Genomic DNA, 16,016 nt, shown 5'->3' on the forward strand with positions numbered 1-16,016 from the left:
GGTCGAACATCACAAAACACAACAATATAATAAATACTTGAATGCAAACGTATGTAGTTTTGTATGCAATAAGATTGTTTATGTTTTCACAGTTTATCTGCTTTTAGCTTATTTCAGCAAATAATTATTGTGACTAATTTATTGTATAAATAGATAAAAATAGCCATGTGCCGTCATACTGATAAAAATATCATTTTTTCACAATATTCTACTGCCATTTCAACCTGATAGAGTATGGGTAATCTCCGCTATCTACAGTGCATCGATTTAAGATTAAAATCTTCATCCGTCCGATAAATCATACATTTATTATAGTAGTAGCTAAGAAGGCAGATATGAAAGACCTCTCATTTCGACGTGTTGGTTTTAAGCAACGCATTATATTTACTGTTGCTTTACTGGTATCAGCGGCACTGTTGGTTACCAATTGGCTGTCTTATAACAATTTTAAAAACGACAAAATTGCGTCGATTGAAGAAAAATCGCAATTAATTGTAAAAAGTGCAAAACGTGAAATCGAATTATCGATGCAAACAAAAGTTGACGCACTCAGCTCAAGCAAAGCTTTTTATCGATCTAATCATTCAAATAGCGAATATGTTGAGATTGCAAAGTTAGTCACCGAAGCGGGTGGATATTCCAGCTTTACCGTTGGCTACAGTGATGGCCGTGCTTTCGGTGATTCCGGTGGCAACAATGGCGTCTTTGATGTTCGTGATTATGATCCGCGTACCCGTGATTGGTACCAGCAAGCATTGGTAAAAAATAAAACCATACTGACCGATATCTATACCGATGATACAACCGGAGATTTGATGGTGAGCATTGCGACCCCAGTTAACAGCGAGGGTGTAGTGGTCGGTGATATTTCATTAAAAAGTCTTAACGATGCTATTAACAATGTTGATTTCCCCGGTGCGGTGATTTTAATCCTAAGTGAACAATTTTCTCAGCTGGCATCTTCAGATCCCAGTGATGAACTGGGGAGCTATTTTGGTATTCCAAAATTGGAACAGCAGATGGCAGCCCAAGGCTCTGGTGCGTCTGACTATCAGTGGGCAGGAGCTGATAAACGTGCTTATTTTTCCGAAATTCCACTAGTTGACGGAAGTAAATGGTATCTCTACGTTGGCGTTGAAAAATCGGTGGTCTATGCCGATGTTGAAGCAGCATTAATCAAAGCATTATCAACATCCGCTGTTATTCTGATCATTGCACTCCTGATTGTTATTGTTGTATTAAACCAGCTATACCGTCCAATACTCACACTTAAAGATGTGGTACTTGATTTATCAAAAGGAAACGGTGATCTCACTCGACGCTTACCGGTTACTAGTCGTGATGATCTGGGCCAAATTTCAGAAGGCGTTAATACATTTATCGAGAATCTACAATCTTTGATGCTAGAAGTCTCGCAGTCTTCTGATCACATTTCCCGAAGCGTTGATCAGCTTAAAAACCAAGCAGACGCTAACAACAACGTATTGACCGCTCATGCAACCGAGACGGAACAAATCGTTACTGCTATTGAAGAGATGAGCGTCACTGCGAATGATGTCGCGAGTAATGCATCTGAAGCCTCTCAATTCACTCATCAAACCAATTCGCAAGTTACAGACTCTAAAAATGTTGTAATCAGTGCTACAACGACGGTGTCTCAACTTGTTAAGAACGTCGAAGATACATCTATCAGCATTGCCGAGATAGAAAAAGACACCTTGGAGATCACCAATGTACTGAATGTGATAGGCGAAATCGCCGATCAAACAAACTTGCTTGCGTTAAATGCAGCCATAGAAGCAGCCCGAGCCGGAGAGCAAGGCAGAGGGTTTGCCGTTGTCGCTGATGAAGTAAGGGCACTGGCAGCCAGAACGCAGACGAGTACAGCTGAAATTGAACAAAAGTTAAATAAATTACGTAACGGTTCAAGCTCTGCAATTTCTGCAATGAAAGCGACTAAATTAACATGCGAGAAAACAGCAGAAAGTACATCTTTGGTGGAAGATGACCTTGATACTATCGCTAACTCAGTTACCCATATTAATGATCTCAATACTCATATTGCTACCGCAGCCGAACAGCAAAGCTCTGTTGCGGATGAAATCACCCGTAATATGGCTGCTATTCGTGAAATCGTAGGGGAGTTATCTTCTAATGGAGAAATGGCAACAAATGAGACCATCAACCTGGCAGCAGCAAACAGTCAGTTAAAGTCTGTTGTTGATAAATTCAAATTACAGTAAACCGCTTTTTAACAAACAAGTGGATCAGCTAGTCAATATTTGATCATGCAGGGAGCTCACTGTAGCTCCCATGTTTGATCTGATTTTTTTGCAACACCCCCATCTATAGAGTAAAAAAATATGTACAGCGACGCTGTGAGTTTACAGATACCCCCGTTTTAATGTGGATAAAACATTGACTACGAAACAATAAGATATCAAGATCCTCTTCTAATCACTGTCTGTTATTTAAACTATGCCCAAACCTTGTATGCCCAAAGCGTTATTTGTTTACTCAAAAATTTGGGTATCTTCTCTGTTACTTGTCTTGTCATTGAATGTACAGGCCGAAGAACTGCCACTTATTCCCCCTTTTATTGCCAATAAGTTAACGACGCAAGATAGTTCTTTATTTTCAATCTATCAATTAGCGGATAGTGAGCCTGAAGTCGCGCGTAAGAAACTGTCTAAATTTTCATTAGAGCATCTCGAAAAAACAGATGATATTCGACAAGCCCTTTATTATTTGACTATTTTTCGCTTAGAAGGCGCACTCGGTTCGACTGAAATATGGGCGGGTAATAAATATGCAGAAGACTACATAGCCAAACTCATATCTTTAGGGGAACGTGTAGATCAAAATTGGATGATGGGTGAAGCCGTATTAGAGCAAGTGATTGAATTCGTTGAAACAGGTGAATATGATCAAGCTTCTCAGCACATTGCATTAGTTATTGAAATCGCTAAGCAAGAAAATTATCAGCATTTATTAGCTCGAGCGATGAAATGGCGTGCCAATATATATGTGGAATCATCAGAATACCCAAAAGCGATGGATGATTATCGCTCTGCGTTAGAAATATTTACCCATCAAAAAGATCAGATTCAACAAGCAAGAGTGTTGTCTAATATTTCAACGGTCTATTTTCGTTTAGAAGAGTGGCAGAAGGCCGATAAATATAGCCGTCGAGCATTCAAACTGATTGATAAAGTGAATTTTGATAACCCGGGCGTAAAAGCAATGCTCCACATTAATGCGGGAATCATTGCTAAAAATTTGAATAAACCTGAATTAGAAGCGAAGCATCTTCGTGCCGCAGTCAAATTATCGACTGAAAAAGGGTCTCGTTATGCTCAGATTTATGCGCTTGCCAATCTGGTTACCTTACTACTTCAAGAAAATGAGATAGAGACCGCGATAGCAAGTGCCCAACGTTGCTTGGCACTTGCAACCGAAGTATCAGACAAGGCCGGCATGGTGTACTGCAATGAAGCTGTTGCTGAAACCTATTTAAAACAGCAGCGTTACGATGAAGCTCTGGTATTGTCAGAAAAGGTTTTAGCGCAATTTGATGTTATGAATAATAGAAAAAAATCAATTTTATTGAAGGAGTTTATTTCAACGATTCATGAAGAAAGAGGAGACTATAAACAGGCTCTCGCTTTTTATAAGCAATATGCAGACGAAGGTAAAGATTACTTATTTGATGAACGTCGTAAGCAGTTATTTGCCCTTCAAGAAAGCTATGAGGCTAAAAATAAAGAGACTGAAATTGAATTATTAAAATCTGAAAATGCATTGAAGACAGCCCGTTTATCAGAGCAGCGAACCTTAGATCAATTATGGATGCTGGCTGCCCTCATATTTTGTTTAGTGATTTATCTTCTTTATCGTCGCTATACGTCTGTTGCTAAAACTAACTTTAGCCTTCGTCGTTCAAATGCTACGTTAGCGTCACAATCTTTAGAAGACCCTTTAACTGGGCTTCACAACCGACGGTATTTAGAACAGTGGCTAGAGACCGCAGAACACAATCGCCAATTAGATGCTTACGATTTGGTTGTACTTGTTGTCGATGTGGATCATTTTAAAAAAGTGAATGATAACTATGGTCATGATATTGGCGACAATGTGCTCACTGAGATTGCGCACCGTTTAAAAGATAACGCACGTAGCCATAATGATTTAGTTATTCGCTGGGGAGGGGAAGAGTTTGTACTCGTTTTAGCGCTAGCCCCCGAGTCGAATATTGAATTTGTACTTAATCGCTTACGTGAATCTATATCGTCGACCCCGATAATGAGTGCCAATCACGAATTGACTGTAACTGTCTCGATTGGTGCCATCGGTGGTATCAAGGGCGATGTGATTTATGAACAATGGGATACGCTGTTAGCACAGGCAGATAAAGCGTTATATAAAGCCAAATCGTCAGGGCGAGATTGCGTTAAGTTAGTGGGTACATACTAGCGGAATATTGTGTATTGGTGCAGCTATTTTACTTTTGTGGTGTATTCAATATGCGGTTTAAATCACGGTAAATGAAGGTTCATTTACCGTGTTGGTATTATGATTCGACCTTTTATTTGATAGAGCTATTCGTTAGGCTGATTTAAATCGTGACGTGCTAACCACCATTTCTCAGCCAATGCTAATGCTGCTTCTTGTGTCTCGCATAGGCCCATTAATTTTAGTGTAATGGCTAATGTAGAGATAACCGCATGGCTACCGTAGTTATTATCCTCCTCACCTAGCCACACTTTCTGCAGGTACTCACCGCTTATTTCTCCGTGTTTACCAGAGGCACCTTCAAGGAATGTTGGCCATTCTTCGTCAAAACGCTCACCGTTAATGACACCCGCTAACCGGCATGCAATGCGTGGGCTACGTTCGCTTTCACCGCCTTCACCTTTAAAAGCCACCATATTGTCATCACCGACCAGTGCGGCAGCATCGGCATGCAGTTTTTCATAACCTTGGTGGAATATACCGTGAATAGAAAAAGGGGCGGCTGTTGGGTTTAGCGCCCGTGCGACAGTATTTAATGGTGTACGTAACCCTACTTGACTGCGCAGTGCTAATAAATCCACTAACGGATCGCAATAGGATGAAAGCGGTACATAACAGATATTATCAAGTGCCAAAATGGCTTCTGCTTCTTCGACTGTGTTTGCTTGGCGAATATTTAAAGCAGGGCAGGCTGTCTCTATTTGGTATTTCACCATATCGATGGCGGCATGGCCGTGAAGGAAAACGCGCTTGCCATTTTGGGCCAATATCTTTGCGGCTAATAATAACCACGGCGGTTGGCGTCGTTTACCGGCGAAGCATGGCCAATCAAGGTCGACATCAATGGATTGCCATTGCGGCGAAATACGAGAGCGTAACGCTTCTATATATCCAGCAGCCTCCTCACCCGTTTCACAACGAACACGTTGCAGCATAAGCAATACAGCAAGCTGAAGCAGCTCTGCTTTACCATCGAGGTACATATTTAACGCTTCACGCGCTTCTTCTTGTGTAAGTGAACGACGGCCTTTTTCACCGCGCCCCACATGTTTAATAAATTCTGAAAAGGCTGTCATGCTTTATTCCTGCAATGAACATATACCCTATTTGTGCAGTTTTATGACTGAAAATCAATGTTTAACTTGAAGCCACCTATAAATTTGTACACTGAGCTCGACGCATTTTAGCAAAGTCGAGGATCATATATGTACAACATTAATATCAACAATTCCCCTTTTGAAAAAAAATTCAAACGCGATATCAAAAAACTACGTACAAGTAACCCTACAGAACAAGATAAACACCTGTTTTTAGATCTAGTTAATACATACATGCTCACAAGTAACCATTTTAACTTGTTTGAAAAAATCATTTCATATCGCTTCGATGAAATCACCGCCATGCTCCCTATAACAACGAGGAAAGGAAACTTATACACTACATTTACATGTATAGCAGCACAGTCTATTAACGGTGTAACACCTCTTCCAACGCTTCCTTCATTGTTTTTTCTTATAGAAAAAACCGCTATTCTTTTCTTTGATGACATTCTCAGTTGCTGGGCGGAATTTAGAGTTTATCAACTTACTGATAAGGCAGAACGTGATTTTCTTGTCCACGATACTGGACACTCCTATACATATGAATATAGTGAAGGAAGCGATGGCTACGGATATGAGGTAGTTGATAATATCAAAGATGATCACCGTTTATTCAGTACCTGCTATTCGAATATACCAATGAGACTTTCATTGGCAAATGTGCTGATCAATCTTGAAACGTTTGTAAAACAACAACATTGGTACGAGATGCTTTATTATCCTGATGTGTCCGCTAACGGCGAGCACTTCATCATGTATCAAAAACAACAAGGCGGTTATTCCCCCCTTTTACTTTCGTCTGCACTTATCCAGCGTTGGGGCCAACATAATAACTGGCTCACGTTTGAACACTTTTTTCAAACAGAAAATTGGACACTGACGTTATCAAATGAGAAAATCCAAACACTTGAAAAATCTGGTGTTTTCTCCAACGCTCTGACATCAAAAATAAACACGACATCAATTGAGAGATTTGATTACTCCCTGTTAAAAACAATAAAACAGAAAAATGCAGTTTGCGAAATTATTAGAATGGCAATCAGTGGGCCCCGGATAAAACTGAACTATATTCTTTACTTAACGCTTAAATATCTGACAGTTAAGCTTGCTGACATAGGTTTAGAGGTGGCATACACCATTGTTGAACAGCCTTCCATTTTGAATTTTTACTGCTCGGTTAACGATGACAGTATAAAAACACTACCCTATGTATCGTTATGCGAACAAAAAGTTGAAGGGACAGATCTTACAACATACCAAGGACTCGTTTTTACTGGGCCAATGAGTCAAACCTTCAAGCTATGCAGCTTTAGAGATTACAACAAGAGAATCATTAGGATGCGAAAACAAAAGAAAACATCTACCCGTGCATGATTTTATACAAGCAACATTAGCAAATATGGTCGCGATCTTTCTGGTCGCGATTGCTCTTGTTGTTGTAATTTGGGCAACGTACTTTGCTCGAATACTGGCAAAACACCTGCCGGGGAGTTCCCGGCAGGTGTATTTTCCTTACACGCTTTACAGTGTATTTATTTCTGCATGGATATTATCTAACGCTTATTTTCAGTCTGATTTGTTAGTTTATTTTGGTGCTGATACCGCTATCATAATGGCTCTTCTGGCCAATATTTTTTCAGGGTTAGCTTTTGCGTATGCATTTCTATTTTCATGTCGATTGGTATCTGAACGTACATCTTTTCAGTTAAAAACATGGCAATGGATACTGTTTAGTCTCACTTGCATCATTATCTTAGTCACAAACTGTGTACCCGGCCTGAATGTTAAGTCAGTTGATATCGAAGGCATCGGGAGCTTTGTCATTCACTTCGGTCCCACCATCGGTGTTTTTTTTGGTAACCTCTTATTGCTTCTTATACTGACTCTTGGCAATTTTATTCTATCCAGCAGAAGTCAATTAAAGCTCAAACAGATCAAGGCTAATTACATGATCTTCGGCATGATGGCTTTTATCATCTCAACATTTTTTGCGCACTTTTTGATACCGATTTTTTTAAATGACTTCTCAAAAGTATGGTTACCGCCTGCGCTATCGATTATTGAAGTCATAGTTGTCGGTTACGCCCTTTTACATCATAGGTTCTATAGCATCCGCTATATCGGACTTATTACCCTCAGCTTCGTTATTAATGCTGCCCTTTATATCATCCCTATTGCTAGCGTTGGCTTTGTGGGTACACAAGATAGTACTTTCTTGTTAGTTATATGGACGCTGATAACGGGTATTTATTGGTATAAGTCACTTGCCATTATTCGTCGTTCAGTCAACAGACTCCTTTACAAGGAAAAAGGGGATCCGGTAGAGAATATCTGTAACTTGATTGGTGAATTTAGCTACTCAACCGATCAGGCTATTATAAAATTAAATCAGGTTCTGAATGCTAAATCAGGCCGAATTCAGAAAGTTAGCGGCAATACAGAAAACAATATTTTTGTCTCCTATTTTCATGGTAATCGTTCCGTGCTTATCAAAGAAGAGATCGAATATCAGCTCAAGCACGAAAAACCAGAAGGCACCAAGGAACTGAGCAACGTCACTCGGGAAATGGTCAATATGGGGGTGTCTTTAGTTTTACCAATAACCAATGAGAGAAACGAAGTCACCCAGTTATATATGGTGTCTAAAGAGAAGGAGAATGTTCTTTTTTCCAGCGAAGAGATAATGGGGCTGCAACTGTTATTTGACAAAGCAAACTGCTTTATTGTCACTGAAGATAAAATACGCAAGTCACAAGTGCTTGTAGGGACCATTGCTCACGAAATTAGAAATCCGTTAACAAAAATAAAATACCATTTTGAACGTATTGATGCTGATATGTTCGGAATAGAAAATACGTCTTTAAGCCCATTTGCCTCAAAAGAAATGAAAAAAATCTATCAGGAGCTTTCTGAGGGTCAAAAAGCAGTACAATTAGGATCGCGATTTATCGATGCTATTCTTGATGAACTCCGTGGCGAGAGTATTGGCACCACTCTGTTTGATAACTACTCCGTTGCAAAACTGACACATCAGGCCCTGAACGACTTCTGCTTCAATAGTGAAGAGCATAAGCTCCGCATTAATATCGACACTCAAAGCGATTTCTTCTTCCATGGCAGCGATACGCTTTATAGTTTCGTTCTGTTCAACCTTATTAAGAATGCCGTTTATTACTTCGATACCTACCCAAATAGTCAGATACGAATCTATTTTCAGAAAGAACTCAATTATAATAAGGTACATGTTGTCGATACTGGCCCAGGAATTTCCCCTGACCACCAGAAGCACATACTTGAAGAGTTCTATACCAATGGAAAAGTACAAGGAAATGGTTTAGGCCTCTCATACTGTAAAAGGGTGATTGAATCATTTGGTGGAACCATCACCTGCAAGTCCGAACTTGGAGAGTACACTGAGTTTATACTCTCATTTCCTTCAATTGATGAGAAGATCCACAGTGAAATGTCCAAGGAGAAAATCAAAAGCTACTTGACTGGAATGTCCGGCCTTGTACTTGGTAGCGTAGAAGCTGGCAACTGGCTTTCTTCCGAATTTAAATCACTTGGCGTCGAGCTCTGCACGGCACCAGATGTAAAAACAGGACTCCATCATTTAAGCCAACAAGCCGTTGACTTTATTATGATGGAGCATATGTTGCTGGGCCGTGAAATGGGGTCAATTAAAACGCTACGTGGCGGTACTCATGGTCATCAAGCTCAAACCACTCCAATTTTTCTTTATGGAGACGCTGAGAATAGCGAACATTTGAACAGCATAGAGCTTTCCCCCTTTTTTCAAGGACAGATTGACGGTATCAATGACCACCAAACATTCCTGCATTCTCTAGAATCTTTGATTGATAATGACCTTTTCGCAAAACTCGGAAGTTTAATTGGAAAAACGGTTTTGGTTGTTGATGATATGCAGGTCAATCGGATGCTAGTTCAAGCATATCTCGCCAGCGAAGGCATTACCGTTGTTCAAGCTTCATCAGGAGATGAAGCCATCGAGAAAGTAAAAAAAGAACCTTTCAATCTGGTCTTAATGGATATCCAAATGCCAGGGATGAGTGGTATTGAAGCGACCCATCAAATAAGACACTTGTTTGACGCCATTCCCATTGTGGCACTTTCCGGTGAATACAATGAAGAAACAACACGCGCTATCAGTGAAACAATGAATGACCACCTTGTTAAACCTATCAATAAACAGCAATTACTCCAAACACTCACGAAATGGATGACATAAGATACTGCACACGATAAAGCATAAGCGCCCCATCAACCCTTGCTAATTTTCAACGTAGAGCCACTAGGTCTATAAATTAGCGCCTTGCCTAGAGCCCAATAAATTCTCGCGGAAACGAGCACCTTGAGGTGACTTGGGTATAGTTATGGGTATGTACTGTCACTTCCGAATCTGGCTAGCTTAATTTGGTATAGTCTTTAGACTTAGTTTTAAGGAATGAGCAATTATATTGAGTTGGTTGTATGAACACGGAATTGATAGCAGATAACGTCCCATTAAATAAACCAGCCTTGTCTGATGAGCAATGCCGTGAAGCGCGATTATCACGTGATGTTCGTTATGATGGGCTGTTCTTTATTGCGGTAAAAACGACGGGTATTTACTGTCGTTCTATTTGTCCGGCACGCGCGCCATTAGAAAAGAATGTTGAATATTTTCAGTCGGCAGTGATTGCAGCGAACGCCGGATATCGCCCCTGTTTGCGTTGCCGACCTGATAGCGCGCCAGGGTCACCAGCGTGGCAAGGTAAAAATACGACGTTGCACCGAGCCATATATTTGATTGATGATGGCGCATTACAGCAACAATCATTAGCTGAGTTGGCCGAACGGTTAGGTATTAGCGATCGTTATTTACGGATGTTGTTTCAACAAGAACTTGGCTTGTCACCGATTGCTTATTCTCATTATCAGCAGTGTTTATTTGCTAAAAAGTTATTGCATGATACGCAATTGAATATCACCAGTATTGCGCTTGCCAGTGGTTTTAATAGTGTTCGTCGATTTAACGATTGTTTTAAAAAGCTGTTTTCACTTACGCCGACTCAAGTACGAAAGAATGCCATAGAAAAGAAACACGCTCATGCTGAAGACATCGTCATAACATTATCGTACCGACCGCCCTATAATTGGCGGCATCTCCAGCAGTTTTATGCAGCACGTATTATAGAAGGGCTAGAGTGGTGTGATGAAAATAGCTACGGACGTACTTTTAGTTATGACTCTGTAGATGACTCTTATGCTGAACAAAGCACAGGGGAAAGGATTAGCCATAGTGAAACTCCCTTCGATTGTATTGGTGAATTTACCGCGTTTCATATACCTGAAAAATCGGCATTCTCGGTACGAATTCAACTGTCTGATTTACGTTATCTCAATCGTGTTATTCGCAATATTCGACGATGTTTAGATTTAGATGCCGATATAGAACATATCGAAGCGCGGCTAAAACGGGCATTAAATACCGAGGTTCTGGCGATTTCTGGTTTGCGTTTACCGGGAGTGTGGAGCCCTTTTGAAGCAGGAATTAGAGCGATACTCGGTCAACAAGTTTCTGTGCAAGCCGCAAGAAATTTAGTCACTAAAGTGGTGGGCAATAACCCTATTAATACTGATGAACGGTGTTATTTCCCTTTGCCCCAACAGCTTATCGGCGATGAACTTTCTTATTTAAAAATGCCAGGGAAACGCAAAGAAACAATCCGATTATTTGCGGATTACGCATGTGATAAACCATTAGATGATAGCAAAGCGTTATTAGCCATTGCTGGGGTTGGACCGTGGACGGTGCATTATTTACGAATGAGAGGATTAAGCGATCCTGATATTTTTCTGATTGGCGATCTAGGCATTAAGAAAGCGTTAGCCAAAATGAGTGAAGCATTTGCACCCGATGTAGCAGCACCCTGGCGTAGTTATTTAACCCTTTATTTATGGAGTGCTGATTTTGATTCAGTTGCAGTGCCGATTGTGAATAGCAGCCTTATAACGGAGAAAGAACATGTTTAATCAGTTAATAGATACCCCAATAGGCTGGCTTAATATTAAAGCGAGCGACAAAGGTGTGGTTGCCATTGAATTTAATGCCGACCAAGCAGCATCGCAAAAAATGAATACTGTGACTCAGCAATGTTTTGAGCAGTTGAGTGAGTATTTTACCGGTGTTCGTAGAGTCTTTTCAGTGCCATTAGATATGCAAGGTACAGCTTTTCAACATCAGGTGTGGCTGGCGTTAGAGCAGATCGACTTTGGGCTAACTTGTTCGTATACCGACATTGCGGTTGGTGTGGGCAGCCCGAAAGCAGTGCGCGCGGTTGGTGCGGCAAATGGTCGCAACCCTGTGCCTATCATAGTGCCTTGCCACCGTGTGATTGGACGAAGTGGAAAGCTAACGGGTTACGCTGGTGGAATCGATACCAAAGCATGGTTACTTACACATGAAGGTGCTAATTTTCTCTCAAAATAAATCTTTCATCAGTCGCTAGAGGTTAGTGTTAGCCATCAGTTAGAGGTATTAGAACAAGCTGGAGTGGTAATTATATACAGCCTGTCTAGGCTTAATGGTACTGCAGAAGAAGTAATATCATTAAGTTTAAAAGGCTTTTTTACTCTTCTTACCTACAAACATGTTGACCAAGAGGAATGAAAAATGAAGAAACTATTATTGTTACTAAGTTTGGTGGTAATTATTGGTCTTGGTGGGCTTTTATTTAATTCTGTTGAAACGCAATCGAAGATCGATATCTGTTTGGATAATGGCGGCAGCTTTAATTATCAAGCGTGTGAGTGTGACTATGAAAATAGCCATCCGTATGAAAGTGACAATCAGTGTGATGGGTAGCGATAGTCGTGGTGGCCAAATTCACCGTACCGCTGTACGTAGAGAATTTATTTTTTGCTAAAAAAGCCTATTTCGACAGAGCCTAACAGTTTTTAGGAAAACTGAATATGAACGTACAATACTTCTTTCATCGTGCAACAGGGACACTGACGTATCTCGTATCGGACAGGGGAGAGGCTGTGATTATCGATCCAGTCCTCGACTATAATGAAGGCAAGGTAGCGACGACGTCATTGCAACAAGTAATTAACGCTGTCAAAGAGCAGGGGTTAGCCCTCAAATATATTCTTGAGACACACATTCATGCAGACCATTTATCAGCTGCACTGGCAGTCAAGAATGCACTTAGTGGTAAAACAGCCATTAGCCGAAAGATCACGGATGTGTATGATACTTGGTTGTTTAAATTAAATTGTCAGCCGTTAGCACAATTTGATCTGCTACTGGATGAAGGCGATGAGCTCAGTTTAGGTGGGGAAAAGGTGTCAGTTTTGTCAACGCCGGGTCATACGCCAGCGGATCTGACCTATCATATCGGCGACAGTATTTTTGTTGGCGATACGTTATTTGCCCCCAAACGCGGAACTGGAAGGGCGGATTTCCCGGGTGGAAGCGCTGAAGACTTGTATCGGTCTATTTCACGTCTCTTTGAGTTGCCTGAAGACACGCATGTGTATTTGTGTCATGACTACCCCTCTGAAAATGAAGAGCCTGAACTTTGCTCATCGCTCTCGATACAGAAGAGTGACAATGTGATGATTAATACGTCGGTGACAGAAAAGCAGTACATCGAAATACGATCAAACAGGGATAGCAATCTGGCAACACCAAAACTGTTGGATGTGGCTATTCCGTTTAATCTCACGTATCAGTTGCCAAATATTGCTTGAACACAAAGGCTGCATGATAGAAAGTTAGAGAAACCACACGTAATTATTCAGTTCCACGTGTGATTTCGATAAGCTTTTCCTCATGAGGTCTTTTTGCATAACCTAATTGCGGTGATACGTGAACTCTACCTGTGTCAGGTATGATTGCTATAGGCAAGGCTTAACTTCGAGGATATAAGGTGATTCTGTCGATGTCAGGTTACTGTATTTTAGATAGCAGTGATTATTAATTAACACTGGTATTTTACCTGAATAATCCAAATTTTTTACTGAAGTAATAGTAATATAGTTGTCATTTTTTTTTCTTGCTATACCCCAATCTTTGGTTCTTTCTTGACCTTTGTTGATGCCATCCACTAAGGTGGTTATTGTATAATCATCTGGGTCTGGGTAGCCATCACGGAAAGTACAGGTGTTTTTTTCTCCATACTCACAGCCCGGAATTGGAATTTCCCCGATATGCCCTGTACCACCCGTATTACTGGTTATATAAGGTAAGCTTTCTAACCCCGCAACCGCCATTTTTCCGTAACCAATCCCCAAACCTGATTCTATCGAGCCTTTTAAGCCTTCTAATGCAGCATTACGTGCATCGGTTTGCAGGTTTAAAAAACGGGGGGCGGCAGTTACCGCCAAAATACCCAGAAGCACAATAACAACAACTAATTCTATAAGGGTGAAGCCGTTTCTTCTCATTTTCGCTCTCAGTGCTGAGTAAAAGCCCTATTTTGGTGTCAATTTAATGGCGTTTATACCTATAGTCAATAACTTATACCCTATGTTGTACTGAAATGTGATCAACATTTATTGTTAAAGTGAATAGTTGCGACTGATTCATCTTGTTTTTTGTATGTAATTCATAAGCAGTTAATGTACTTTTACAGGCGTATCTTTCTGTATACAGTTTGAAGAGTTTTTTATCGTCATTATTAGCCGCGATAAACTGGGCGTTTATGTGTTTATCTGCGACATGAATAACAAAGGCTTTTCACTTCACTTATCATACTGATTTTACATGTTAATAATGAGCATGGTGATTGGGGTTGAGGTGTGAGAGCAGAGCCGCTTTCATGTTAATATATTGTGCTTGTCATGTTCTAGAGATAGTTAGCTAGCAGTAAAAGCATCACATAGATTGTTTAGGCTGGCATAAACTGGTAGTGTCGCTGCCCTTGTACCATTCCATCGCATTAAATAAACTTTGCTGCCTGTCGGTTACGATAGTCATTCAGCATCATAAATAGGATTATCACCTTGAGCCAAACAGCTTTTTCTACCCTAAACCTGCACGCGGATTTGCTAAAAAATCTGACTTCTCTTGGTTACGAGTCAATGACTCCTATTCAAGCGCAGAGCTTACCGCATATCTTGGCGGGCGAAGATGTTATCGCTCAAGGTAAAACGGGATCAGGCAAAACAGCAGCCTTTGGTCTTGGTCTATTAGAAAAATTGAACGTGAAACGTTTTCGTGTTCAGTCTTTAGTACTTTGTCCTACGCGTGAACTTGCTGATCAAGTAGCAAAAGAAATCCGTAAACTGGCACGTACTATTCATAACATCAAAGTATTGACGTTATGTGGTGGTATGCCGTTTGGTCCACAAATTGGTTCGCTAGAGCATGGCGCACACATTATTGTGGGTACACCGGGTCGTATTGAAGAGCACGTACGTAAAGGCACGTTGAACCTTGATGATCTAGAAATACTAATTCTAGATGAAGCTGACCGTATGTTAGAGATGGGTTTCCAAGATTCATTAGATGAAATTATTGATGCAGCCCCTCAGCGTCGTCAAACATTACTATTCAGTGCGACATATCCACCTCAGATTAAGTCTGTTGCTGATCGTATTATGCACAAGCCTGTGATGGCGAAAGTTGAATCAACGCATGATGAAAGCACTATTCAGCAGCATTTCTATAAAGTAGATGGTAACGAGCAACGTTTAACGGCTTTACGTTTATTACTGTTAAAGCACCGTCCAGAATCGACAGTGGTATTCTGTAACACTAAACGTGAAGCACAAGAAGTATCAGACGATTTAGTGGATTATGGTTTCAGCTCAATTGCCCTACACGGCGATTTAGAGCAACGCGAACGTGACCAAGCATTGGTTCGTTTTGCTAACAAAAGTACATCAGTATTAGTGGCAACAGATGTTGCGGCTCGTGGTCTAGACATTGATTCACTTGATGCGGTTATTAACTACCACCTTGCACGTGATACAGAAGTACACGTTCACCGTATTGGCCGTACAGGCCGTGCGGGTAGTAAAGGTGTAGCATGCTCTCTTATTAGTGATAAAGAGCACTACAAAGTAGCCATGCTGGAAGATTACCTTGATAGAGCAATCAGTGGCGAGCCATTACCTTCAATGGATTTACTTGATCAACCAACATTTCGCCCAGTAATGACAACATTGCAAATTGATGGCGGTAAGCGTCAGAAGATTCGCCCAGGTGATATTCTTGGTGCTCTAACGGGTGAAAACGGTATTGCTGGCGCACAAGTGGGTAAAATTCAAATTTTTGATAATTTTGCGTATGTTGCAGTGAAAAGCGAATCAGTACGTCCGGCAATGAAGAAATTAGAAGATGGTAAGCTGAAAGGTCGCTCTTTCCGTGTTCGCCAAATTCGCGCTTAATCA

Annotated in this window: 11 protein-coding genes; 9 read left to right on the top strand and 2 right to left on the bottom strand. The window is 40.8% G+C overall.

Going from position 1 to position 16,016, the window contains the following annotated elements; all coding sequences use genetic code 11:
- The first annotated feature begins 335 nt into the window (after positions 1 to 335).
- Together C9J12_RS03890 and C9J12_RS03895 are read left to right on the top strand one after the other, a co-directional pair.
- Entirely contained in the window at positions 336 to 2,243 is a 1,908-nt protein-coding gene (locus C9J12_RS03890) for a methyl-accepting chemotaxis protein (RefSeq protein WP_107241507.1), read from the top strand.
- Between the two features lie 250 nt (positions 2,244 to 2,493).
- Positions 2,494 to 4,473, top strand: coding sequence for a tetratricopeptide repeat-containing diguanylate cyclase (locus C9J12_RS03895; protein ID WP_227876265.1), 1,980 nt, complete (start codon positions 2,494 to 2,496; stop codon positions 4,471 to 4,473).
- 125 nt (positions 4,474 to 4,598) lie between these two features.
- Here the strand turns inward: C9J12_RS03895 and C9J12_RS03900 are convergent, their stop codons facing one another.
- Positions 4,599 to 5,588: a glycosyl transferase family protein gene (locus C9J12_RS03900; RefSeq protein ID WP_107241509.1), complete on the bottom strand. Its 990-nt coding sequence runs from the start codon at positions 5,586 to 5,588 to the stop codon at positions 4,599 to 4,601.
- Between the two features lie 129 nt (positions 5,589 to 5,717).
- Between C9J12_RS03900 and C9J12_RS03905 the strand changes: the two genes are divergently transcribed.
- The 6 genes from C9J12_RS03905 to C9J12_RS03930 all read left to right on the top strand — a co-directional run bounded on the left by C9J12_RS03905 (position 5,718) and on the right by C9J12_RS03930 (position 13,370).
- Positions 5,718 to 6,986: an acyl-homoserine-lactone synthase gene (locus C9J12_RS03905; protein WP_107241510.1), complete on the top strand. Its 1,269-nt coding sequence runs from the start codon at positions 5,718 to 5,720 to the stop codon at positions 6,984 to 6,986.
- Complete coding sequence (locus C9J12_RS03910; RefSeq protein ID WP_193944642.1) at positions 6,979 to 9,861, top strand: ATP-binding response regulator; 2,883 nt, start codon at positions 6,979 to 6,981, stop codon at positions 9,859 to 9,861. Before C9J12_RS03905 ends, C9J12_RS03910 begins: the two co-directional genes overlap by 8 nt.
- A gap of 242 nt (positions 9,862 to 10,103) precedes the next feature.
- Positions 10,104 to 11,648, top strand: a complete 1,545-nt coding sequence (locus C9J12_RS03915) for a DNA-3-methyladenine glycosylase 2 family protein (protein WP_107241511.1) — start codon at positions 10,104 to 10,106, stop codon at positions 11,646 to 11,648.
- Positions 11,641 to 12,105 carry a methylated-DNA--[protein]-cysteine S-methyltransferase gene (locus C9J12_RS03920; protein WP_107241512.1) on the top strand — a complete coding sequence of 155 codons (465 nt, stop codon included), beginning with the start codon at positions 11,641 to 11,643 and terminating at the stop codon, positions 12,103 to 12,105. The genes C9J12_RS03915 and C9J12_RS03920 overlap by 8 nt, the downstream gene beginning before the upstream one ends.
- A gap of 183 nt (positions 12,106 to 12,288) precedes the next feature.
- Positions 12,289 to 12,480 (top strand): hypothetical protein, encoded by a 192-nt coding sequence (locus C9J12_RS03925; RefSeq protein WP_041394884.1) that lies wholly within the window; start codon positions 12,289 to 12,291, stop codon positions 12,478 to 12,480.
- Positions 12,481 to 12,587: 107 nt separating this feature from the next.
- Positions 12,588 to 13,370, top strand: a complete 783-nt coding sequence (locus tag C9J12_RS03930) for an MBL fold metallo-hydrolase (protein ID WP_107241513.1) — start codon at positions 12,588 to 12,590, stop codon at positions 13,368 to 13,370.
- Between the two features lie 147 nt (positions 13,371 to 13,517).
- Here the strand turns inward: C9J12_RS03930 and C9J12_RS03935 are convergent, their stop codons facing one another.
- Positions 13,518 to 14,066 carry a type II secretion system protein gene (locus C9J12_RS03935; protein WP_107241514.1) on the bottom strand — a complete coding sequence of 183 codons (549 nt, stop codon included), beginning with the start codon at positions 14,064 to 14,066 and terminating at the stop codon, positions 13,518 to 13,520.
- A 558-nt stretch (positions 14,067 to 14,624) separates the two neighbouring features.
- On the opposite strand from C9J12_RS03935, the gene dbpA reads away from it, so the two are divergent.
- Entirely contained in the window at positions 14,625 to 16,013 is a 1,389-nt protein-coding gene (gene dbpA / locus C9J12_RS03940; protein ID WP_107241515.1) for an ATP-dependent RNA helicase DbpA, read from the top strand.
- The last annotated feature ends 3 nt before the right edge of the window (positions 16,014 to 16,016 follow it).

The organism is Photobacterium frigidiphilum (assembly GCF_003025615.1).
Taxonomy (GTDB): Bacteria; Pseudomonadota; Gammaproteobacteria; order Enterobacterales; family Vibrionaceae; genus Photobacterium; species Photobacterium frigidiphilum.

What these genes read in the sequence shown, in the direction of transcription:
- C9J12_RS03920 (WP_107241512.1), top strand. Translation starts at nt 11,641, where the DNA reads ATGTTTAATCAGTTAATAGATACCCCAATAGGCTGGCTTAATATTAAA.
- C9J12_RS03930 (WP_107241513.1), top strand. Translation starts at nt 12,588, where the DNA reads ATGAACGTACAATACTTCTTTCATCGTGCAACAGGGACACTGACGTAT.
- C9J12_RS03900 (WP_107241509.1), bottom strand. Translation starts at nt 5,588, where the DNA reads ATGACAGCCTTTTCAGAATTTATTAAACATGTGGGGCGCGGTGAAAAA.
- C9J12_RS03915 (WP_107241511.1), top strand. Translation starts at nt 10,104, where the DNA reads ATGAACACGGAATTGATAGCAGATAACGTCCCATTAAATAAACCAGCC.
- C9J12_RS03905 (WP_107241510.1), top strand. Translation starts at nt 5,718, where the DNA reads ATGTACAACATTAATATCAACAATTCCCCTTTTGAAAAAAAATTCAAA.
- C9J12_RS03925 (WP_041394884.1), top strand. Translation starts at nt 12,289, where the DNA reads ATGAAGAAACTATTATTGTTACTAAGTTTGGTGGTAATTATTGGTCTT.
- C9J12_RS03935 (WP_107241514.1), bottom strand. Translation starts at nt 14,066, where the DNA reads ATGAGAAGAAACGGCTTCACCCTTATAGAATTAGTTGTTGTTATTGTG.
- C9J12_RS03890 (WP_107241507.1), top strand. Translation starts at nt 336, where the DNA reads ATGAAAGACCTCTCATTTCGACGTGTTGGTTTTAAGCAACGCATTATA.
- C9J12_RS03895 (WP_227876265.1), top strand. Translation starts at nt 2,494, where the DNA reads ATGCCCAAAGCGTTATTTGTTTACTCAAAAATTTGGGTATCTTCTCTG.